Origin of the sequence: Pseudomonas sp. REB1044, assembly GCF_038813925.1 — a bacterium.
Lineage (GTDB): Bacteria > Pseudomonadota > Gammaproteobacteria > Pseudomonadales > Pseudomonadaceae > Aquipseudomonas > Aquipseudomonas boreofloridensis.
In genome coordinates, this window is sequence record NZ_CP046139.1 from 1,052,242 (window position 1) to 1,074,182 (window position 21,941).

Below are 21,941 nucleotides of genomic sequence, written 5' to 3' on the forward strand. Positions count from 1 at the left end.
GGGCTCACACGACCATGAACAGCACAGCGACGAAGATGCTGGCCGCCGAGAAGGTCATGGTCCGCGAGGACCAGGTGTTGAACCATTGTTGAAAGCTGGCGAGGTCACGCTTGAGGGCCGTCGGCTGACGGGTCCAGGACTGCTTGTCGAGGCGGAAGAACACGTAGATCTTCATCAGCGCGCCGACGATCTGGTTGTAATAGAGGATCAGCGGGTAGGCCGGGCCGACGCTGTGCCCCGAGCACAGCAGCATGACGGTGAGGATCAGGCGGGTGATGCCGATCCACAGCAGGTACACCAGCAGGAACTGCAGGCCGAACTTGAAGCTGGCGATCAGCGCCACGGTCAGGCCCAGCAGGCTGGTCCACATCGACACGCGCTGGTCGAACAGCACGATGCTGGTGAACAGCCCCAGGCGCCGCAGGCCCAGGCCCAGGGCGCGGGAGTTCTGCCGCAGGTTGTTGCCGTACCAGCGGTACATCAGCTTGCGGCTGGCCTTGAGGAAGCTCTTTTCCGGTGGGTGTTCGACCGTGTTGATCGCCGCATCCGGCACGTAGAAGGTGTCGTAGCCCAGGCGCATCAGGCTGAACCAGCTGGACTTGTCGTCGCCGGTGAGGAACTTGAAGCGGCCCAGGCGCCAGTGCATCAACGAGTCGCTCTCGACGTCGGCGATGAACTCGGGGTTGGTGACCACGCTGGCGCGGAACATCGACATGCGCCCGGTCATGGTCAGCACGCGCTTGCTCAAGGCCATCGAGCACATGTTGATGTGGCGCTGGGCGAAGCGCAGCTTGTGCCACTCGCTCATGATGTAGCCGCCGCGCACTTCGCAGAATTCGTTGGTGGTCAGGCCACCGACGTTGGGGTAGAGCTTGAACCACGGCACGGTCTTGCGCACCACGCCTTCGGCCAGCACGGTGTCGCCGTCGATCACCGCCACCACGGCGTTCTCGTCCGGCAGCGAGCGGGAGATGGCGCGAAAGCCATAGGCCAGGCCGTCACGTTTGCCGGTGCCGGCGATGCGCACGAAGTCCAGCGCCACGTGCTCGGGCGGGTTGTACTTGGCCCACAGGCTCTTGACCAGCAACTCGTCGGACTTTTCCACCAGCGAGCAGACCACGGTGGTGGGGTAGCCGCAGTCGATCGCTTCGCGGATCACCGAGCTGTACACCTGGGCGGTGGTCAGCGCATCGATACGAAAGCTGGTGACCATCAGGTACACGTGCGACGGATCGGCGGCCTTGCCCAGCTTCTGCACCTTGCGCCGCAGGTAGGGGTAGACCAGGTAGAGGAAGATCATGCCGCGGATGAAATGGGTGGCGCCCATGGAGTAGCGCCAGATGCCGACAGCGCCGACCAGGAAGATGAAGTGCTTCGATTGCGAGTCGAAGATATCGCTGGGCAGGGCCAGGGCGATCAGCATGAGCAGGCTCATGAAGAGCAGCCATCCGGCGCACTGCAGCAGCACTGTCTGGAGCCTTTGCATGTTCAGCATCCGTCGCGAGAAATCGGGAAAAGGCGGGGCCGGGTGGCCCCGCGTCGGGCTGGCTTACCAGCAGATGCCTTCGGTGCGGCTGGCGGTGCTGGTGGGCTTGCTCATGAAGCCGACCAGGTCGATCACCTGCTTGCCTGCCGGCGCCTGCTGGGCGAGGGCGCGGAACTGCTCGTCGCGGTTGCCCAGGACGATGATGTCGGCGCCGTCGATCACCTGCTGGAAGTCGGCGTTGAGCAGCGAGGACACGTGCGGGATCTTCGACTCGATGTAGTCTTTGTTGGCGCCGTGGACACGGGCGTACTCGACGTTCTGGTCGTAGATGTTCAGCTCGTAGCCCTTGCCGATCAGGCGCTCGGCCAGTTCCACCAGCGGGCTTTCGCGCAGGTCGTCGGTGCCGGCCTTGAAGCTCAGGCCAAGCAGGGCGACCTTGCGCTTGTGGTGGCTTTCGATGATGTCGAAGGCGTTCTGCACCTGGGACTCGTTGCTGCGCATCAGCGAATCGAGCAGCGGCGCTTTGACGTCGAGGCTGGCAGCGCGGTAGGTGAGGGCGCGCACGTCCTTGGGCAAGCATGAGCCGCCGAAGGCGAAGCCTGGGCGCATGTAGTACTGCGACAGGTTCAGGGCCTTGTCCTGGCAGACCACCTCCATCACTTCGCGGCCATCGACGTCGACCGCCTTGGCGATGTTGCCGATTTCGTTGGCGAAGGTGACCTTGGTGGCGTGCCAGACGTTGCAGGTGTACTTGATCATCTCGGCCACTTCGATCGGCTTGCGGATGATCGGCGCGTCGAGCTCTTCGTAGATGGCTTGGAGCACGTCGCCGCTGGCGCTGTCCAGTTCGCCGATGACGGTCATCGGTGGCTGGTCGTAGTCCTTGATCGCGGTGCTTTCGCGCAGGAACTCGGGGTTGACCGCCACGCCGAAGTCGACGCCCGCTTTCTTGCCGGAGCAGTCTTCCAGGATCGGAATCACCACGTTCTTCACGGTGCCCGGCAGCACGGTGCTGCGCACCACGATGGTGTGGCGACGGGTGGTGTCGCGCAGCACATAGCCGATCTCGCGGCACACCGATTCGATGTACTCAAGCCCCAGGTCGCCATTTTTCTTGCTCGGGGTGCCGACGCAGATCATCGACACGTCGCTGGCGCGGATCGCTTCGGCGAAGTCAGTGGTGCCACGCAGTCGGCCAGTGGCGATGCCCTGTTGCAGCAATTGCTCCAGGCCCGGCTCGACGATGGGCGACTTGCCCTGATTGATCAGGTCGATCTTGGTGGTGGACACGTCCACGCCGATCACTTCATGACCGCGTGCCGACAAGCAACCTGCACAGACGGCACCTACGTAACCCAAACCAAAGATGCTGATACGCATCGTATTCACCTCGTGTGTATATCACGCCGGTTCTTTCACAGAACCGAGCCGGGTTGATTGACCTGCTCTTGCAGGCGCACGGATCCATGGCGAAGTGACACTTCACCGGGCGCAGGCATGAACGAATCCGGAGCGCATAATGCAGTGCGCTCAAACTTGGCAATTAAATGGCCAGTAATTAAAAGGCGTGCCCTTGAATGCAGCCGTCTTTATTGCAACGCCTTATGCGGCGCGTTGCTGTGCTTGTTCTTTCAAGTGAGTAAATCCTTTGAAATCAACCACTAGGACGAGTAGTAAGGGGCGCGTCTCTCCTTCTTGGACCGGCCGCTGGGTGTACCCGAAGCGGTAGCCGAAGTTGTCGGGGCCGGCAGTGGAAACCGGCCTTAAGTTAGCTGTAAGTCATCTCTCACGTTGCACGCTGGTGAATCGTTACGGGTGGTATGAGCGGTCCTCGGAAGGTAAGTTCCGGGGTGGGTTCGACGCAGATGAAAGATTTCTAAATATTTTTTCAATGATAAATACTTTCATTCTGATGGCACGGTCCGGTTTCGTCCCGATATATAAAGGGGCAAAACGAGGTGGGATGGTTATATGCCAGCATCGGAAATTTTTTTTCAAAAAAAGTCGGAAATTTACGAGTGGTCGTTCATGAACCTAGGCCACAGACAGAGTTGATGGTTTTTTTGGCGACCATTTTTTGGCGTTTCTGGTGTCGAATTTTCGCTGAGCTGACGACGACCACAGACGGCTGCATTTAACCGCCGGGTTTTTGTGGCTTTCGTGACCAGGGATCGAGGCTCATTGTTCGTGACCATACGTGGACCTCCCGCAGGTGACGGGCGTGCAGGTCCAGGGCCTGGAGGCGGGGTGGGTGTGGGTCGCCGATTAGCCCCGCCCGGGCGTGGCGGGGCGGTGGGGTCAGGGCTCGGGCTGGTCGCGCAGGAACACCAAGTGGTCTGGCCGCGACTGCTCGGCACTGTAGTAGTAGCCCTGGACGTCGAAGCCCTTGAGCTGCTCGGGATCGGCGATGCGCTCCTGGATCACGAAGCGGCTCATCAGGCCACGGGCTTTCTTGGCGTAGAAACTGATGATCTTGTATTGGCCGTTCTTCAGGTCCTTGAAGTCGACGTCGATCACCCGCGCCTTGAGCGCGTTTTTCTTCACCGCACCGAAGTACTCGTTGCTGGCCAGGTTCAGCAGCAGGTCATCGCCTTGGTCGGCCAGGGCTTGGTTCAGCCATTCGCTGATGCGCGTGTCCCAGAAGGCATAGAGGTCCTTGCCGCGAGCGTTTGCCAGCTTGGTGCCCATCTCCAGGCGATAGGGCTGCATCAGGTCCAGCGGACGCAGCAGTCCGTACAGGCCAGAGAGCATACGCAGGTGCTGCTGGGCGTAGGCGAAGTCGTCTTCGCTCAGGCTTTCGGCGTCCAGCCCGGTGTACACATCGCCCTTGAAGGCCAGCAGCGCCTGCTTGGCGTTGGTGGGGGTGAAGTCGGCCGTCCAGCTACCGAAGCGGGCGGCGTTGAGGCCGGCGAGCTTGTCGGACAGGTGCATCAGTTCGGCGATCTGCGCCGGCGAAAAATCGCGCAGTTGCTCGATGAGGATCTGCGCATGATCCAGGTGCTGGGGCAGGGTATGACGCTGGGTGACGGGTGGGGTGTCGTAGTCGAGGGTCTTGGCGGGGGAAATCACCGTCAACATGGGGTCGGCTCCTGGAAAGGTTGGCGTGATTCTACGGGGGCCTGCGCTGGCGCGCCAAACTATGCCTGCCATAGGCACAGACCATCGGCGGCTGTGACGCTATAGTGCGTCAGTTCACATCGTGGAGACTGCTCGTGCGCATCGCCCTCGCTCTTCTGTTCGCGCTGTTCGCTACGGCGGCGCAGGCCGCCCCGCCGCTGGCGGTCAGTTTCGACCGCAGCCTGTGGCCGGAACAGCTCGATAGCCCGGTCCTGTTCGATGTGGCCTCGCGGGCGCAGATCCTTTCCTTCGCTCAGGTGCTGCATGAAAGCGAGATGCTCGATGAAGGCAGCCTGGCGGCGCGCCTGGGGCTGCGCCAGATCAACCTGTCGGTGGTGCGCGCGGTGCGGGCGCGGATGTGGCAGCGCCTGTGGGAGAACTACCAGCAGGCGCAACTGAGCTGCGAGGAGGATGCGTCGTTCTGCTACGCCGTGGACTCGATGGCGGATCTGCGCACGCGCTCGGCGACCTTCGCCAGCGAGGTGGGCGAGTTCTACCAGGGGTGGGTCGAGCCCAGTCATCGCTTCAACCAGCGCTACCTGGACGAGCAATTGCGCAAGGCCGCGCTGTTTCCGCAGACCAGCAGCGAGGTCGAACGTCTCTCCAGCCGCGAGCGCAGCGGCGACGAGCTCAACGATCGGGTGTTCCTGCTGACCTTCGCCGGAGGCCCGGGCCCGGTGGGTAGCAGCAGCGATACACTCGCCGACTACCTGCGCCGGCAGAAGCTGGGCGGCACCTTCTTCGTGCTCGGCAGCCGCGTGCAGCAGCGCCGCGACGCCAGCCAGGGCGCCGATGTGGCGAGCTTGTACGCCGGGCAGTGCGTGGGCATCCAGGGCTGGGAATACCGCTCGCATGCCCAGTGGCAGGACTGGCAGGACTCGCTGCGGCGCAGCCAGGCGCAGGTGCAGGCGTTGATGCCCGAGCAGTATGTGCCTCTGTTTCGACCGCCCTATGGCCAGCGCCGCGCCGATGGCGAAGGCTTCATGACCGCGCAGGGGCTACAGGTGTCGTTGTGGGACATCGATGCCCAGGACGACACCGCGTTGGACGCCGAGCAATCGGCGCAACGCGTGCTGACGCTGATGCTGTTGTGGCGCAAGGGCGTGATCCAATTCCATGACAGCCAGCCCAAGGCCCAGCCTGCGCTCCAATGGCTGCTGCAGCACACGGCGCAGAGCGGCATCGGCTGGGAAGACTGCCACGCCTACGCGACGGCGCGCTGACGGTCGTGCAGGAGAAAAAACGGCTCCATCCCTGACTGTAGTCGTCGTTGCGGATCACGCCAAGGGCGCTTCGTCATTCAGCAAAATAAACTTCATGTGCGCGTAAAAAGTCTTTTTTCCGTCACGCTTTTTGCGGTATGAAGGAGCCAGACAGCCGATTCCTGCAGCACAGGTGGCGTCATCCAGGCCCTCCTTCTGCCAGGTGCGCTCCCCGCCCGTAACGACGCGGATACGGGGAGAACGGCGGTCACTCTGCGGCGCAGTACGCCTGTGCCGTCCTGCTTTCACATAAGGTGACCGAGTATGGATGACCAAGGACGCAACCCTTCCTCCAACAAGCCCATCCTGTATGTCCTCGATACCAACGTCCTGATACACGACCCCAACGCCTTGCTCAATTTCGAGGAGCACCATGTCGCCATCCCGATGACGGTGCTGGAGGAACTCGACAAGCTCAAGACCGGCAAGCAGACCATCGCCGCCGAATGCCGCCAGGCCATCCGCCTGATCGACCAGACCCTGGGCGAGGCCTCGCCCACCGACGTCGAACAGGGCGTGCCGATCCAGCGTGGCAAGAGCGGCCCCAAGGGTTTCCTGTCGATCCTGATGAGTCCGCGCCACGAGCCGTCGCGGCTGCTGCCCGAACACCTGAACGACAACATCATCATCAACCAGTTGCTGGAGCTGCGGGCTCGGCGCGGTGACCTGGACGTGGTGCTGGTGACCAAGGACATCAACATGCGCCTGAAGGCGCGGGCCTGCGGCATCGCCGCCGAGGACTACAGCACCGACCAGTTGGTCGACGACGTGTCGCTCTTGTCCAAGGGCTACCATTCGGTTAGCGGCTCGTTCTGGGATCGCGTGAGCAAGGTCGACACCCGCCAGGAGCGCGGCCGTACCTGGCATCGCGTGCAACTGAGCGAGCCGCTGCCGGCGGTGCACGTGAACGAGTTCATCATCGACGAGCAAGGTTTCGTCGGCTGGATCAAAGGGGTGCGCGAAGGGGAACTGCTGCTGTTGGACCTGCACCAGGAGCCATTGCTGCACCAGGAGGCCTGGGGCCTGAAGCCGCGCGACATCCATCAGAGCCTGGCGCTGTTCGCCCTGCTCGACCCGGACATCCACCTGGTCAACCTGACCGGCGCCGCCGGTTCGGGCAAGACCATCCTAGCGCTGGCCGCTGCCATCGAGCAGACCATGGTCAGCAAGCGCTACCGGCGCATCATCGCCACCCGCAGCGTGCAGGGCCTGGACCAGGAAATCGGCTTCCTGCCGGGCACCGAGGCGGAGAAGATGGAGCCTTGGCTGGGCGCCATCACCGACAACCTCGAAGCTTTGCACATGGATGACGAGAGCACCCATGGCAGCGTGGAGTACATCCTCGAGCGCGTGCCGTTGCAGTTCAAGTCGCTGAACTACATTCGCGGGCGCAGCTTCCAGCAGAGCCTGATCCTCATCGATGAATGCCAGAACCTCACCCCGCACCAGATGAAGACCATCATCACCCGTGCCGGCTCCGGCTCGAAAGTGGTATGTCTGGGCAACCTGGCACAGATCGACACCCCCTACCTGTCCGCCACCAGCTCGGGCCTGACCTACCTCACCGAGCGCTTCAAGGACTTCCCCCACGGCGTGCACATCACCCTGCAGGGTGTGCCGCGCTCGGTGCTGGCCGAGTACGCCGAGTCGCATATGTAGCCCCCAACGCCTCAACGCCGGTTCGCCGGCGCTGGGGCGCTTTGCCTGCACATTCGCCCAGTAGCGGTTTACACTCTGCACTCTCTTCACAGGAGCAGAGCAGTGCTGACTCATCTCGATTCCCAGGGGCGCGCCAACATGGTCGACGTCACTGAAAAAGCCGTGACCTCACGTGAGGCCAGCGCCGAGGCGCGGGTGCGCATGTTGCCGGCCACGCTGCGTATGATCGTCGAGGGCGAGCACCCCAAGGGTGATGTGTTCGCCGTGGCGCGCATCGCGGGTATCCAGGCGGCGAAGAAAACCAGCGACCTGATCCCACTGTGCCATCCGCTGATGCTCACCAGCGTCAAGGTGGAGCTGCGCGCCGACGGCGAAGACGCCGTGCTCATCCTCGCCCGCTGCAAGCTGGCCGGGCAAACCGGGGTGGAGATGGAGGCGCTGACTGCCGCGAGTGTCGCCGCCCTGACGATCTACGACATGTGCAAGGCCGTCGACAAAGGCATGGTCATCGAGCAGGTGCGCCTGCTGGAGAAGATCGGCGGCAAGAGCGGCCATTACCAGGTGTCTGTGTGATGAAGGTCAGGACGTTGTATTTCGCCCGCTACCGCGAGCGGCTCGGGCTCGACGGCGAGTCGCTCGACGGCGATTTCCAGGTGCTCGACGATGTGCGCCAGGCGTTGCTGGCCAAGGGCGGCGCGTACGCGGTGCTGGCCGAGCAGAACCTGATGTGCGCCCGCAACGAGGAATTGTGCCGGCTCGACGAGCCCGTGGAGGAGGGCGACCAGGTGGCTTTTTTCCCACCGGTAACGGGAGGCTGAGTATGGCCATACGGGTTCAGCAGGCCGTCTTCGATGCGGGCTACGAGCTCAATGCCCTGCACGCGGCGAATGTCGGCGTGGGTGCGGTGGTGGGGTTCGTTGGCTACGTGCGCGACTTCAACGACGGGCGCGAGGTGGCGGGGATGTTCCTCGAGCACTATCCGGGCATGACCGAGAAGGCGCTGGGCAAGATCGTCGACGAGGCGCAGCAGCGCTGGCCGTTGTTGAAGGTCGAGGTGCTGCATCGCATCGGCGCGCTGGAGCCGGGCGAGCCGATCGTCTTCGTCGGCGTGGCCAGCGCGCACCGGCAGGCGGCGTTCGACGCCTGCAATTTCATCATGGACTACCTCAAGACCCGCGCGCCCTTCTGGAAGAAGGAAACCACCCAGGAGGGGCCGCGCTGGGTGGAAGGCCGTCAGAGCGACCAGGACGCGGTCGAGCGCTGGCAGTAGCCACGCGCGTCTACACCGACGGGTTGGCGCTCGCCTGGGCCTTGCGCGGCACCGGCGTGAGCAACGCGTCCGGCGGCATCTCGCATTTGATCTTGCGCCCCAGCAGTTCCTCGATCGCCGGCAGTTGGTAGGCGTCGTCCTCGCCGGCGAAGCTGATCGACACCCCGCTGGTGCCCGCACGCCCGGTGCGGCCGATGCGGTGCACGTAGTCGTCCGGGTCTTCCGGCAGGGTGAAGTTGATCACATGGCTGATGCCGTCGATGTGAATCCCGCGTCCGGCCACGTCGGTGGCCACCAGCACGGTGACGCGCCCTTCACGGAAGTTTTCCAGGGTGCGGATCCGCTTGTGCTGCGGCACGTCGCCGGACAGTTGCGCGGCGTTGACGCCATCGCGCACCAGGCGCTCCTCGATGCGCCGCACCTCGTCCTTGCGGTTGGCGAAGACCATCACCCGCTGCCAGCCGTTCTGCGTCACCAGGTTGTACAGCAGCTTGTACTTGTCGCTGCCGGCCACGGCATAGACGTGCTGCTCGACGGTTTCGCTGGCCACGTTCTCCGGCTCGATCTCGACGATGGCAGGATCGGTGGTCCACTGCTTGGCCAGGTTCATCACATCGTCGGTGAAGGTGGCGGAGAACAGCAGGGTCTGACGTTCGCTCTTGGGTGGGGTCTGACGGATGATCTGCCGCACCTGCGGAATGAAGCCCATGTCGAGCATGCGATCGGCCTCGTCAAGGACCATCACCTCGACCATGTCCAGGTGCACTTCGCCGCGTTGCTGGAAGTCCAGCAGGCGCCCGGGCGTGGCCACCAGAATGTCGCAGTGGCGTTTCTCCAGGGCCTTGAGCTGCTTATCGTACTCCATGCCGCCGACGAAGCTCATCACGCTGAGCCCGCTGTAGCGGGTCAGGGCTTCGGCGTCCTTGGCGATCTGCACTACCAGCTCACGGGTGGGCGCGATGATCAATGCGCGCGGCTCGCCCATGTAGCGTTCCTTGGGCGGCGGCGTCTGTTGCAGTTGCGCAATGATCGAGATGAGGAACGCGGCAGTCTTGCCGGTGCCGGTCTGGGCCCGACCGATGGCGTCCTGGCCGCGTAGGGTGTGGCCCAGCACCTGCGCCTGGATCGGCGTGCAGTAGGGGAAACCCAGGTCGTGGATGGCATGCATCAACGTGTCGGAGAGCTTGAAGTCGTGGAAGCGGGTCTTGCCTTCCTGGGGTTCGACCACGAAATCTTCCGGTTTCCACAGGCTGGCCTGCGGCTTGGGTTTGCGTTCGCGGCGCGGTTTTTCCCGCGGGGTCCGGGCGACCGGTACAGTGGCCTGAGGCGCTGGCTCCGCCTGAGGGCTGGGCGCGGTGGCGCGCTCGGGCTTGGGCGGGTGAGCGGCAGTGGGCTGCGGCGTTTGGGCTGACACGGGGGCAGAGGGCGCGACGGCCTGCGGGGCGGCGTCGGCTTTGCCGAATATCTTCTTGAGTGCCTTGAGCACGGTCGTCTCGTCAATTGATTAAGGAATGTACGCCGGGCAGTGTAATGCAAGAACCCCACTCGGCGTAGTGCAATGCGCCCGCGACTACAGGCGCGTGGGAAATCACTGAAGCCGCTGCGCCAGCCAGTCGTGGATGTCGCTCAGTTCTTCCACCAGCACTTCGTGTTCCATGGGGTATTCGTGCCAGCGCGCAGCCACGCCCCAGGTATTGAGGTACTCGAACGCCGTGCGCCCCATGGAGGGAATGACCACCGGGTCGTGCACGCCATGCAGGCACAGGGCAGGCGTGCGCTGCTGGCAGGCACTGAGCTGGTGCGTGTCGCTGAAGGTCGGGGCGTAGGTCGACAGGGCGATGACGCCGCCCAGGGCCTCTTGCCACTTTATATACGCGGTGTGCAGCACCACTGCGCCGCCCTGGGAGAAACCGGCCAGGACGATGCGGGCCAGGTCGATGCCCTTGGCCTGTTCGGCTTGGATCAAGTCGATGACCTGCGCGGCGGAGGCGTCCAGTTGCGCTTCGTCGATGGCCCGCGCCGGGCTCATGGCCTTGATGTCGTACCAGCTGGGCATGGCATAGCCGCCGTTGATGGTCACCGGGCGGGTCGGCGCCTGGGGCATGATGAAGCGCGTGCTGTGCAGTCGTTCCTGAAGAAATTCGGCCACCGGTAGGAAGTCGTAACGGTCGGCGCCCAGGCCGTGCAACCAGATCACACAGGCATCGGCCGTATTCTGGGGTTCGAGGATCAACGGTTGGGTCATGAATGCTCCGAAAAAGTGCGTGGGAACTCATTGAGTGCGTGAAAAGGCGGCGTGGATGGCGAGGGCTATAACTGCATGTCGCAACGCCGCAACTTTACCCTCTTGACGTCTGCTTAAACGCTTTAGGCGGTCACTGTGGTACGCCCCTTGCTATGTCCATGTCGCTGCACGGGGCGAAACCGGACCGGTAACACCGTCCACTTGCAGGAAAGGCTGTCACAGAACGGCCCGTTGCGCCAATTGACCCGAATAACACGCCAACCAGGGTCGGATGCGCCTCATGAGGGCGCGGTGCAATTCCGGCTCGATACAACAAGAGCATTTGGAGGTTGTTGATGAAGATGTTGAAAACCACGCTGGCAGTCCTGACCGCTGCCGCCGCCTTCGGTGCCGTGAGCACCGCACAGGCCGGGGCCACGCTCGATGCGGTGCAGAAGAAGGGCTTCGTCCAGTGTGGCGTGAGCGACGGCCTCCCGGGCTTCTCCGTCCCTGACGCCCAGGGCAAGATCGTCGGCATCGACGCCGATGTCTGCCGCGCCGTGGCGGCGGCCGTGTTCGGCGATGCCAGCAAGGTCAAGTTCAGCCAGCTCAACGCCAAGGAGCGCTTCACCGCGCTGCAGTCCGGTGAAGTCGATGTGCTGTCGCGCAACACCACCTGGACCAGCTCGCGCGATTCCGGCATGGGCCTGGTGTTCACCGGCGTTACCTACTACGACGGTATCGGCTTCCTGGTCAACAACAAGCTCGGCGTGAAAAGCGCCAAGGAACTCGACGGCGCCACCATCTGCATCCAGGCCGGCACCACCACCGAACTGAACGTTTCCGACTATTTCCGCGCCAATGGCCTGAAGTACACCCCGATCACCTTCGATACCTCCGACGAGAGCGCCAAATCGCTCGAGTCCGGGCGTTGCGACGTGCTCACCTCGGACAAGTCGCAGCTCTATGCACAGCGCTCCAAGCTGGCCGCGCCGGGCGACTACGTGGTACTGCCGGAAACCATTTCCAAGGAGCCCCTCGGCCCGGTAGTGCGCAAGGGTGACGAAGACTGGTTCAGCATCGTGCGCTGGACGCTGTTCGCCATGCTCAACGCCGAAGAAGCCGGTGTGACCTCCAAGAACGTCGAAGCCGAGGCCAAGTCCACCAAGAACCCGGACGTGGCGCGCATGCTCGGTGCCGACGGTGAGTACGGCAAGGACCTCAAGCTGCCCAAGGGCTGGGTGGTACAGATCGTCAAGCAGGTGGGCAACTACGGCGAAGTGTTCGAGAAGAACCTGGGCAAGAGCACGCCGCTGCAGATCGACCGTGGGCTGAACGCCCTGTGGAACAACGGCGGTATCCAGTACGCGCCACCGGTGCGCTGATCGCCGTCACCCGCGACGGCATGTGGCCGTCGCGGGTCGTTCCACTTCCTTGCTTTCGGTGCCTTTCATGAACAATCCAACCGGCGCGCGCAAAGGGCTGTCCCTGAGCGATCCGCGCGTGCGTGCGTGGCTGTTCCAGGTCGTCACGGTCGTGGCCGTGATCGCCCTGGGCTGGTTCCTCATTCACAACACCCAGACCAACATGCAGCACCGGGGGATCACCTCGGGCTTCGATTTCCTCGAACGCAGTGCCGGCTTCGGCATCGCCCAGCACCTGATCGACTACAACGAGACCGACACCTACGCCCGCGTGCTGTTGGTGGGGTTGCTCAATACCCTGCTGGCCAGTGCCATCGGCATCGTCCTGGCCACCGTGCTCGGCTTCATCATCGGCGTGGCGCGGCTGTCGTCGAACTGGGTGATCGGCAAGCTGGCGGCGGTGTACGTCGAGACCTTCCGCAACATCCCGCCGTTGCTGCAAATCCTGTTCTGGTACTTCGCCGTGTTCACCGCGCTGCCGGGACCGCGGGGCAGCATCAACATCGATGACCTGTTCTTCATCAGCAGCCGCGGTGTGAACATGCCCGGTGCGTCGATGGGCGAAGGCTTCTGGCCGTTCGTGGTGTCCCTGTTGCTGGCGCTGGTGGCAATCGTGGTGATGGTGCGCCAGGCCAACCGGCGTTTCGATGAAACCGGCCAGCCGTTTCACAAATTCTGGGTCGGCCTGCTGCTGTTGGTCGGTATCCCGGGGGTGTGCGTGCTGCTGTTCGGCAACCCGCTGCAGTGGCAGGTGCCGCAGCTCAAAGGGTTCAACTTTACCGGCGGCTGGGTGCTGATTCCCGAGTTCCTGGCGTTGACCCTGGCGCTGTCGATCTACACCGCAGCGTTCATCGCCGAGATCGTTCGCGCCGGCATCCGCTCGGTCAGCCATGGCCAGACCGAGGCGGCGCGCTCGCTGGGGCTGCGCGAAGGGCCGACCCTGCGCAAGGTGATCATCCCCCAGGCCATGCGGGTGATCATTCCACCGCTGACCAGCCAGTACCTGAACCTGACCAAGAACTCGTCGCTGGCGGCGGTGATCGGCTACCCCGAACTGGTGTCGCTGTTCGCCGGTACGGTGCTGAACCAGACCGGCCAGTCGGTGGAGGTGATGGCGATCACCATGGGCGTGTATCTGACCATCAGTATCAGCATCTCGTTGCTGATGAATGGGTACAACAAGCGCATTGCGCTGATCGAACGATGAGGGCCGGCGCATGACTCCCCATGTTTTCAAACCCGACATGCCGCCGCCGGTGAAAACCGTCGGCGTGCTCGCCTGGCTGCGGGCCAACCTGTTTTCCAGTTGGGCCAATACCCTGCTGACGCTGTTCGCGCTGTACCTGATCTGGCTGATCGTGCCGCCGCTGCTGCACTGGGCGTTCCTCGACGCCAGTTGGACCGGCAGTACCCGCGCCGACTGCAGCGGGCAGGGCGCTTGCTGGGTGTTCATCCAGCAGCGTTTCGGCCAGTTCATGTATGGCTACTACCCCAGCGAGTTGCGCTGGCGGGTGGACTTGAGCGTGTGGCTGGGCGTGATCGGCGCCGCGCCGCTGTTCATCCGGCGTTTTGCGCGAAAACTGCCCTACGGCCTGTGCTACCTGGTGCTGTATCCGATCCTCGCCTACCTGTTGCTGCACGGCGGCAGCTTCGGCCTGAGCAGCGTGCCGACTTCGCAGTGGGGCGGATTGATGCTGACGCTGGTGATCGCCACCGTGGGCATCGCCGCCGCCTTGCCACTGGGGATTCTGCTGGCGCTGGGCCGGCGCTCGAACATGCCGGTGGTCAAGGCGGTCTCGGTCACCTTCATCGAGTTCTGGCGCGGCATTCCGCTGATTACCGTGCTGTTCATGTCGTCGGTGATGCTGCCGCTGTTCATGCCTGAGGGCACCAGCTTCGACAAACTGCTGCGGGCCATGATCTTCGTCATCCTGTTCGAGTCGGCGTACATCGCCGAGGTGGTGCGTGGCGGCTTGCAGGCCATCCCCAAAGGGCAGTACGAGGCCGCCGCCGCCATGGGCCTGGGCTACTGGCGGGCCATGGGCCTGGTGATCCTGCCCCAGGCCTTGAAGCTGGTGATTCCGGGCATCGTCAACACCTTCATCGCGCTGTTCAAGGACACCAGCCTGGTGATCATCATCGGCCTGTTCGACTTGCTCAACAGCACCCGCCAAGCCACGGCAGACCCTGCCTGGCTGGGCATGGCCACCGAGGGCTACGTATTCGCCGCCCTGGTCTACTGGATTTTCTGTTTCGCCATGTCGCGCTACTCCATGCACCTGGAGCGCAAGCTGGACACTGGCCACAAGCGTTAGGAGTTTCGAGATGAGTGAAGCGATCAGACACAGCGCCGGCCCCGAAGGCATCATCCAGATGCAGGGCGTGAACAAGTGGTACGGCCAGTTCCATGTGCTCAAGGACATCAACCTCAACGTGCGTCAGGGCGAGCGCATCGTCCTGTGCGGCCCGTCGGGCTCGGGCAAGTCCACCACCATCCGCTGCCTCAACCGGCTGGAGGAACACCAGCAGGGGCGCATCGTGGTCGATGGCGTGGAGTTGACCAACGACCTCAAGCAGATCGAGGCGATCCGCCGCGAGGTCGGCATGGTGTTCCAGCACTTCAACCTGTTCCCGCACCTGAGCATTCTGGAGAACTGCACCTTGGCGCCGATGTGGGTGCGCAAGCTGCCACGGCGCAAGGCCGAGGAAATCGCCATGCATTACCTGGAGCGGGTGCGCATTCCCGAGCAGGCGCACAAGTATCCTGGGCAGTTGTCCGGCGGTCAGCAGCAACGGGTGGCCATCGCCCGCGCGCTGTGCATGAAACCCAAGATCATGCTGTTCGACGAGCCGACATCGGCGCTGGATCCGGAAATGGTCAAGGAGGTGCTCGACACCATGGTCGGACTGGCCGAAGACGGCATGACCATGCTCTGCGTGACCCACGAGATGGGCTTTGCCCGCACCGTGGCGAATCGGGTGATCTTCATGGACAAGGGCGAGATCGTCGAGCAGGCCGCGCCGGACGACTTCTTCGACCGCCCGCGCAGCGACCGCACCAAGCTGTTCCTGAGCCAGATCCTGCACTGATGACGCGGGGCCTTCCAGAAGCGGCTTGCCCGCTTCTGGAGGCGTGGGGTTGGCTTACTTCTCTTCCTGCTTGGCCACCGGCGCCGGTGGCGGGCGCAGGCCCACTTGGGCGATCAGCTTGAGCTGCTTGCCATTGCGCATCACCTCGATGCTGATCTTCTCGTTCGGCTTGATCCGCGCCACCTGGTTCATCGACTTGCGGCCATCACCGGCCGGCTCGCCGTTGATGCTCAGGATCACATCACCCAGTTGCAGGCCCGCGCGCTGGGCCGGACCGTCACGGAAGATGCCGGCCACGACGATGCCGGGACGCCCCTGCATGCCGAACGACTCGGCCAGTTCCTGCGACAACGGCTGCACTTCGATGCCCAGCCAGCCGCGAATCACCTGGCCGTGCTCGACGATCGACTTCATGACCTCCAACGCCAGCTTGGCCGGGATGGCGAAGCCAATGCCCTGGGAACCGCCGGATTTGGAGAAGATCGCGGTGTTGATGCCGATCAGGTTGCCGTCGGCATCGACCAGCGCGCCGCCGGAGTTGCCCGGGTTGATGGCCGCGTCGGTCTGGATGAAGTCTTCGTAGCTGTTCAGCCCCAGTTGGTTGCGGCCCGTGGCGCTGATGATGCCCATGGTCACGGTCTGGCCGACGCCGAAGGGGTTGCCGATGGCCAGGCAGACATCACCGATGTGCACGTTGTCGGAGCGGCCGATGGTGATGGCCGGCAGGTCTTTGAGATCGATCTTCAGCACCGCCAGGTCGGTTTCCGGGTCGCTGCCGATCACCCGCGCCAGGGTTTCGCGGCCGTCCTTGAGCGCCACCACGATCTGGTCCGCGCCGCTGGTGACGTGGTTGTTGGTCAGCAGGTAGCCTTCGCGGCTCATGATCACCGCCGAGCCCAGGCTCGACTCCCAGCGCCGTTGCTTGGGCAGGTTGTCGCCGAAGAAGCGGCGGAATTGCGGGTCTTCGAACAGCGGGTGAGCGTTCTTGTTCACCGCTTTGGTGGTGTACAGGTTGGCCACGGCTGGGGCAGCGACGGTGACGGCGTCGGCATAGCTGACCGGGCCCTGCACGATCCGCGAAGTCTGCGGCGCCTGCTGCAGGTTGACGTCCTGGCTGGGCAGGCCGACCCATTCCGGGAACCGCTGGATGATCAGTGCGGCGATCAGCACGCCAGTGAGCAGGGGCCAGCCAAAGTAACGCAGAGCCTTGAACATCGAAAAAATCCTGGAGTGGGGCGGGGGCCTGAACGCGAACGCGCGCGATGATACACCTGTAGGCGCGGCTTTGCCCGCGCCGCAGGCTCCGGTTCCCCCGGCTACCGCGACAGCCCATAATGGCGGCCAGTATACGAGGCCTTGCGCCCGTTGAAGCAGCGAATTACGAGGAGATATGTGGATGGCCGTCGCCCTGAGCACCCTGGTCGAGGAAGCCGAGCGCTACCTCGGCAGCGCCAAGATCCAGGATTACTGCCCCAATGGCTTGCAGGTCGAAGGGCGTGCGCAGGTCAGGCGCATCGTCACCGGCGTCACCGCCAGCCAGGCCTTGCTCGACGCGGCGGTCGAGGCCGACGCCGACCTGGTGCTGGTGCACCACGGTTATTTCTGGAAGGGCGAAAGCCCGTGCATCACCGGTATCAAGCAGCGCCGCATCAAGACCCTGCTCAAGCACGACATCAGCCTGCTGGCGTTCCACCTGCCGCTGGATGTGCACCCGGAAGTCGGCAACAACGTGCAGTTGGCGCGCCAACTCGACATCACCGTCGAAGGCCCGCTCGATCCGGACAACCCACGGGTGATCGGCCTGATCGGTTCGCTGGCCGAGCCCATGGCCGCCAGCGATGTCGCCCGCCGCGTGCATGAGGCGCTGGGCCGTGAGCCGCTATTGATCGAGGGCCCAGGCCTGGTTCGCCGCGTGGGCTGGTGCACCGGCGGCGGGCAGGGCTACATCGATGCTGCCATCGCTGCCGGTGTGGACCTGTTCATCAGTGGCGAGGCGTCCGAGCAAACCTTCCACAGTGCCCGCGAGAACGGCGTCAGCTTCATCGCCGCCGGGCATCACGCCACCGAGCGCTATGGCGTGCAGGCGCTGGGCGACTATCTGGCCAGGCGCTTCGCCCTCGAACACCTGTTCATCGACTGCCCCAATCCGATTTGAATACCGTGGGCCAGGGCCAAACCGGCAGTCATATCATTAGACCGTTTCGATCTAGCTGCCCGCCTAAATAGAATCAGACGCTGTGATAAAGTGCTCCGCTCGAACACGGCCCGCTGGCCGTCCATAAGATCGTTTTTCGTGAGTAGCCATGGTCGACAAACTGACGCACTTGAAACAGCTGGAGGCGGAAAGCATCCACATCATCCGCGAGGTGGCCGCCGAGTTCGACAATCCGGTGATGCTGTACTCGATCGGCAAGGACTCCGCCGTGATGCTGCACCTGGCGCGCAAGGCCTTCTTCCCGGGCAAGCTGCCGTTTCCGGTGATGCACGTCGACACCCGCTGGAAATTCCAGGAGATGTACCGCTTCCGCGACAAGATGGTCGAGGAAATGGGCCTGGAGCTGATCACCCACGTCAACCCCGAGGGTGTGGCGCAGGGCATCAACCCCTTTACCCACGGCAGTGCCAAGCACACCGACATCATGAAGACCCAGGGCCTCAAGCAGGCGCTGGACAAGCATGGCTTCGACGCCGCCTTCGGCGGTGCGCGCCGCGACGAAGAGAAGTCGCGGGCCAAGGAGCGCGTGTATTCGTTCCGCGACAGCAAGCACCGCTGGGATCCGAAGAACCAGCGTCCGGAGCTGTGGAACGTCTACAACGGCAAGGTCAACAAGGGCGAGTCGATCCGCGTCTTCCCGTTGTCGAACTGGACCGAGCTGGACATCTGGCAGTACATCTACCTCGAAGGCATCCCGATCGTGCCGCTGTACTTCGCCGCCGAGCGCGAAGTCATCGAGAAGAACGGCACCCTGATCATGATCGACGACGAGCGCATTCTCGAGCATCTGACCGATGAAGAGAAAGCCCGCATCGTCAAGAAGAAGGTGCGTTTCCGAACCCTGGGCTGCTACCCACTGACGGGTGCTGTCGAGTCGGAAGCCGAGACGCTCACCGACATCATTCAGGAAATGCTCCTGACGCGCACTTCCGAACGCCAGGGCCGTGTCATCGACCACGATGGCGCCGGTTCCATGGAAGACAAGAAACGCCAAGGGTATTTCTAAGCTTCAGGTTACAAGAGGCAAGCTGCAAGACAGAAGCTGAACGCGTAGCGTTTGAGACTTGTAGATTGCCGCCGTATTGCGGGCGGCTCGAAGTGCTCGTAATGGATTTTGAGAAGCTGGCAGTTTGGCAACGAAGTAAGCGTTTGGCCATTGAGTTGTACCGGATACTGGCTGGGTGTCGTGATTATGGATTCAAGGATCAGGTCACGCGGTCAGCACTTTCCATCCCGTCCAATATTGCCGAGGGCATGGAGCGGCGCGGGAGCAGAGAGAAGGTTTGGTATCTCAGCGTTGCGAAAGCGTCCTGCGGGGAGTTGCGTACGCAGCTGATGATCGGTGGTGAGATAGGTTACATCGACGCTGGGCTGGCTAGCGGCTGGATTAATGAAACCCGCGAGCTCTCCAGAATGCTGAGTGGGTTGATCAACAGAATGTCTAACTAGTTGTACGCCGACAGGCTTGCCGCTTGACGCTTACAGCTTGGAGCTCGAATGAAATGAGTCACCAATCCGATTTGATCAGCGAGGATATCCTCGCCTACCTGGCTCAGCACGAGCGCAAAGAACTGCTGCGTTTCCTTACCTGCGGCAACGTCGATGACGGCAAGAGCACCCTGATCGGGCGCCTGCTGCACGATTCGAAGATGATCTACGAGGACCACCTCGAGGCCATCACCCGTGACTCGAAGAAGTCCGGCACCACCGGCGAGGAAGTCGATCTGGCGCTGCTGGTCGATGGCCTGCAGGCCGAGCGCGAGCAGGGCATCACCATCGATGTCGCCTACCGCTACTTCTCTACCGCCAAGCGCAAGTTCATCATCGCCGACACCCCCGGCCATGAGCAGTACACCCGCAACATGGCCACCGGTGCGTCCACCTGCGACCTGGCGATCATCCTGGTCGATGCCCGCTATGGCGTGCAGACCCAGACCCGCCGCCACAGCTATATTGCCTCGCTGCTGGGCATCAAGCACATCGTGGTCGCGGTCAACAAGATGGACCTCAAGGGCTTCGACGAGCAGGTCTTCGAGTCGATCAAGGCCGATTACCTGGCGTTCGCCGAAGCCATCGACCTGAAGCCGAGCAGCCTGCACTTCGTGCCCATGTCGGCGCTCAAGGGCGACAACGTGGTCAACCGCAGCGAGCGTTCGCCGTGGTACACCGGCCCTGCGCTGATGGAAATCCTCGAAACCGTGGAAGTGGCGGCCGACCGCAATGTCACCGACCTGCGCTTCCCGGTGCAGTACGTCAACCGTCCGAACCTGAACTTCCGCGGCTTCGCCGGCACCCTGGCCAGTGGCGTGGTGCACAAGGGCGACGAGATCGTGGTCCTGCCATCGGGCAAGAGCAGCCGGGTCAAGTCCATCGTCACCTACGAAGGTGAGCTGGAGAACGCCGGGCCTGGCCAGGCCGTGACCCTGACCATGGAAGACGAGATCGACATCTCCCGTGGCGACTTGCTGGTGCATGCCGACAACGTGCCGCAGGTGGCCGACCAGTTCGACGCCATGCTGGTGTGGATGGCCGAAGAGCCGATGCTGCCGGGCAAGAAGTACGACATCAAGCGCGCCACCAGCTATGTGCCGGGCTCGATCGCCAGCATCGCCCACAAGGTCGATGTGAACACGCTGGAGAAGGGCGCCGCCAGCGCGCTGCAACTGAACGAGATCGGCCGGGTCAAGGTGTCGCTGGACGCTGCCATCGCCCTCGACGGCTACGACAGCAACCGCACCACCGGGGCGTTCATCGTCATCGACCGCCTGACCAACGGCACCGTCGGTGCCGGCATGATCATCGCCGAGCCTGTACTGCCACATGGCGGCGCCGGTCAGCACGGCAAGGCCGCGCACGTCTCGACCGAGGAACGCGCCCTGCGCTTCGGCCAGCAGCCGGCGACCGTGCTGTTCAGCGGCTTGTCCGGCGCCGGTAAGAGCACCTTGGCCTACGCCGTGGAGCGCAAGCTGTTCGACATGGGCCGCGCGGTGTACGTGCTCGACGGGCAGAACCTGCGCCATGACTTGAACAAGGGGTTGCCGCAGGATCGCGCCGGGCGTACCGAGAACTGGCGCCGTGCCGCCCATGTGGCGCGCCAGTTCAACGAAGCCGGTCTGCTGACCCTGGCGGCGTTCGTCGCCCCGGATGCCGAAGGCCGTGAGCAGGCCAAGGCGCTGATCGGCAAGGAACGCTTGGTCACCGTCTACGTGCAGGCTTCGCCGCTGGTCTGCCGCGAGCGCGACCCGCAGGGGCTGTACGCTGCCGGTGGCGACAACATCCCGGGCGAGAGCTTCCCGTTCGATGTGCCGCTGGATGCGGATTTGGTGATCGATACCCAGAGCACCAGCGTCGAGGAAGGCGTGAAGCAGGTGCTTGAGGTGCTGCGCCAGCGCGGCGCCCTCTAAGCGCTGCGTTAGGACGCGGACTCCAGGTTCCGCGCCAGTTGGGTGATTGGCCGACAGTCACGGGGTTGCGCAGCAGCCCGGTGCTGTCGGCCAAGTCTTTACTGAATCCATACGGGCGCCGATTCGACGCCCGAGCGCCTCACCTAAGTCGTACGCGCCCAAAGCGGCAGAACGTTGGCCGACGGTTGAGCGGGTTTATAACGGTCGCTCCGCCACCGGAATCACCCGCCGCTGCTTCACCGCCTTGTACGAAAAACTCGAGTAGATCTCCTTCACCCCCGGCAGCGTCTGCAGCACTTCGCGGGCGAATTCGCCGAACGATTCAAGATCGTGGGCCAGGATTTCCAGCAGGAAGTCATAGCGTCCGGACACGTTGTGACAGGCGACGATCTGCGGAATCTCCATCAGCCGTTGCTCGAACACTCGAGCGGCTTCCTTGTTATGTGACTCCATCATGATGCTGACGAAGGCCGTAACGCCGTAGCCCAGGGCTTTGGGTGACAACGTGGCCTGATAGCCCGTGATGTAGCCGGCTTCTTCCAGCAGCTTGACCCGCCGCCAGCAGGGCGAGGTGGTCAGCGACACCTGGTCGGCGAGCTCGGCCACGGTCAGGCGAGCATTGTTCTGCAGCGCGTTCAGAAGAGCGCGGTCGGTGCGGTCCAGAGGCGTTGGCATGTTATGCCCTTTGTTCGTTCTATTGAGTGTTTCCATTCCAGGAATTCGTCCAGCAGCGGGACATTTTGGAATAGTTTCGCCTGTCACCCGGCATAAGCTTAGAACAAATAACAAC

At 63.2% G+C, this 21,941-nt stretch carries 20 protein-coding genes; 13 read left to right on the top strand and 7 right to left on the bottom strand.

The genetic code is table 11. The annotated features are described in order from the left end of the window. Positions 1-4 precede the first annotated feature (4 nt). The 3 genes from alg8 to yaaA all read right to left on the bottom strand — a co-directional run bounded on the left by alg8 (position 5) and on the right by yaaA (position 4,564). Positions 5-1,486 (bottom strand): mannuronan synthase, encoded by a 1,482-nt coding sequence (gene alg8, locus GKC70_RS04935; protein ID WP_317871674.1) that lies wholly within the window; start codon positions 1,484-1,486, stop codon positions 5-7. Positions 1,487-1,549: 63 nt separating this feature from the next. Then, entirely contained in the window at positions 1,550-2,866 is a 1,317-nt protein-coding gene (locus GKC70_RS04940) for a UDP-glucose/GDP-mannose dehydrogenase family protein (RefSeq protein ID WP_342650623.1), read from the bottom strand. A gap of 918 nt (positions 2,867-3,784) precedes the next feature. Then, the gene (gene yaaA, locus GKC70_RS04945) at positions 3,785-4,564 is read right to left on the bottom strand and encodes a peroxide stress protein YaaA (RefSeq protein WP_039579921.1); all 780 of its coding nucleotides are present in this window, start codon (positions 4,562-4,564) and stop codon (positions 3,785-3,787) included. Positions 4,565-4,698: 134 nt separating this feature from the next. On the opposite strand from yaaA, the gene GKC70_RS04950 reads away from it, so the two are divergent. The 5 genes from GKC70_RS04950 (at position 4,699) to moaE (ending at position 8,794) form a co-directional block, all read left to right on the top strand. Then, positions 4,699-5,826, top strand: a complete 1,128-nt coding sequence (locus GKC70_RS04950; RefSeq protein ID WP_039579919.1) for a polysaccharide deacetylase family protein — start codon at positions 4,699-4,701, stop codon at positions 5,824-5,826. Between the two features lie 303 nt (positions 5,827-6,129). After that, positions 6,130-7,524, top strand: a complete 1,395-nt coding sequence (locus GKC70_RS04955; RefSeq protein ID WP_039579916.1) for a PhoH family protein — start codon at positions 6,130-6,132, stop codon at positions 7,522-7,524. Positions 7,525-7,626: 102 nt separating this feature from the next. Continuing rightward, a complete protein-coding gene (gene moaC / locus GKC70_RS04960; protein WP_342650624.1) occupies positions 7,627-8,097 on the top strand; it encodes a cyclic pyranopterin monophosphate synthase MoaC in 471 nt (156 codons plus the stop codon). Then, positions 8,097-8,342 carry a MoaD/ThiS family protein gene (locus tag GKC70_RS04965; protein WP_342650625.1) on the top strand — a complete coding sequence of 82 codons (246 nt, stop codon included), beginning with the start codon at positions 8,097-8,099 and terminating at the stop codon, positions 8,340-8,342. Before moaC ends, GKC70_RS04965 begins: the two co-directional genes overlap by 1 nt. A gap of 2 nt (positions 8,343-8,344) precedes the next feature. After that, positions 8,345-8,794: a molybdopterin synthase catalytic subunit MoaE gene (gene moaE / locus GKC70_RS04970; RefSeq protein ID WP_029614992.1), complete on the top strand. Its 450-nt coding sequence runs from the start codon at positions 8,345-8,347 to the stop codon at positions 8,792-8,794. A gap of 10 nt (positions 8,795-8,804) precedes the next feature. Here moaE and rhlB read toward each other — a convergent pair whose 3' ends face one another. Together rhlB and GKC70_RS04980 are read right to left on the bottom strand one after the other, a co-directional pair. Then, complete coding sequence (rhlB, locus tag GKC70_RS04975) at positions 8,805-10,280, bottom strand: ATP-dependent RNA helicase RhlB (RefSeq protein ID WP_342650626.1); 1,476 nt, start codon at positions 10,278-10,280, stop codon at positions 8,805-8,807. A gap of 102 nt (positions 10,281-10,382) precedes the next feature. After that, the gene (locus tag GKC70_RS04980; protein WP_342650627.1) at positions 10,383-11,039 is read right to left on the bottom strand and encodes an alpha/beta fold hydrolase; all 657 of its coding nucleotides are present in this window, start codon (positions 11,037-11,039) and stop codon (positions 10,383-10,385) included. Between the two features lie 335 nt (positions 11,040-11,374). Here GKC70_RS04980 and GKC70_RS04985 point away from each other — a divergent pair, with 335 nt between their 5' ends. The 4 genes from GKC70_RS04985 (at position 11,375) to GKC70_RS05000 (ending at position 15,532) form a co-directional block, all read left to right on the top strand. Beyond that, the gene (locus GKC70_RS04985) at positions 11,375-12,403 is read left to right on the top strand and encodes an amino acid ABC transporter substrate-binding protein (protein WP_342650628.1); all 1,029 of its coding nucleotides are present in this window, start codon (positions 11,375-11,377) and stop codon (positions 12,401-12,403) included. Positions 12,404-12,470: 67 nt separating this feature from the next. Beyond that, complete coding sequence (locus GKC70_RS04990) at positions 12,471-13,649, top strand: amino acid ABC transporter permease (RefSeq protein WP_039579901.1); 1,179 nt, start codon at positions 12,471-12,473, stop codon at positions 13,647-13,649. Between the two features lie 10 nt (positions 13,650-13,659). Beyond that, positions 13,660-14,757 (top strand): amino acid ABC transporter permease, encoded by a 1,098-nt coding sequence (locus tag GKC70_RS04995; RefSeq protein ID WP_342650629.1) that lies wholly within the window; start codon positions 13,660-13,662, stop codon positions 14,755-14,757. A gap of 10 nt (positions 14,758-14,767) precedes the next feature. Continuing rightward, on the top strand, positions 14,768-15,532 hold the full coding sequence (locus GKC70_RS05000; RefSeq protein ID WP_039579896.1) for an amino acid ABC transporter ATP-binding protein: 765 nt from the start codon (positions 14,768-14,770) through the stop codon (positions 15,530-15,532). A gap of 54 nt (positions 15,533-15,586) precedes the next feature. Here the strand turns inward: GKC70_RS05000 and algW are convergent, their stop codons facing one another. Continuing rightward, a complete protein-coding gene (algW, locus tag GKC70_RS05005) occupies positions 15,587-16,747 on the bottom strand; it encodes a Do family serine endopeptidase AlgW (RefSeq protein WP_342650630.1) in 1,161 nt (386 codons plus the stop codon). A 181-nt stretch (positions 16,748-16,928) separates the two neighbouring features. Here algW and GKC70_RS05010 point away from each other — a divergent pair, with 181 nt between their 5' ends. The 4 genes from GKC70_RS05010 to cysN all read left to right on the top strand — a co-directional run bounded on the left by GKC70_RS05010 (position 16,929) and on the right by cysN (position 21,151). Next, on the top strand, positions 16,929-17,687 hold the full coding sequence (locus GKC70_RS05010; protein WP_116889016.1) for a Nif3-like dinuclear metal center hexameric protein: 759 nt from the start codon (positions 16,929-16,931) through the stop codon (positions 17,685-17,687). Positions 17,688-17,835: 148 nt separating this feature from the next. Next, entirely contained in the window at positions 17,836-18,753 is a 918-nt protein-coding gene (cysD, locus tag GKC70_RS05015) for a sulfate adenylyltransferase subunit CysD (RefSeq protein WP_029612121.1), read from the top strand. A 101-nt stretch (positions 18,754-18,854) separates the two neighbouring features. Beyond that, on the top strand, positions 18,855-19,196 hold the full coding sequence (locus GKC70_RS05020; protein ID WP_029612122.1) for a four helix bundle protein: 342 nt from the start codon (positions 18,855-18,857) through the stop codon (positions 19,194-19,196). A 53-nt stretch (positions 19,197-19,249) separates the two neighbouring features. Beyond that, entirely contained in the window at positions 19,250-21,151 is a 1,902-nt protein-coding gene (gene cysN, locus GKC70_RS05025) for a sulfate adenylyltransferase subunit CysN (RefSeq protein ID WP_342650631.1), read from the top strand. Positions 21,152-21,346: 195 nt separating this feature from the next. Here the strand turns inward: cysN and GKC70_RS05030 are convergent, their stop codons facing one another. Continuing rightward, the gene (locus GKC70_RS05030; protein WP_029612123.1) at positions 21,347-21,826 is read right to left on the bottom strand and encodes an Lrp/AsnC family transcriptional regulator; all 480 of its coding nucleotides are present in this window, start codon (positions 21,824-21,826) and stop codon (positions 21,347-21,349) included. Positions 21,827-21,941 lie beyond the last annotated feature (115 nt).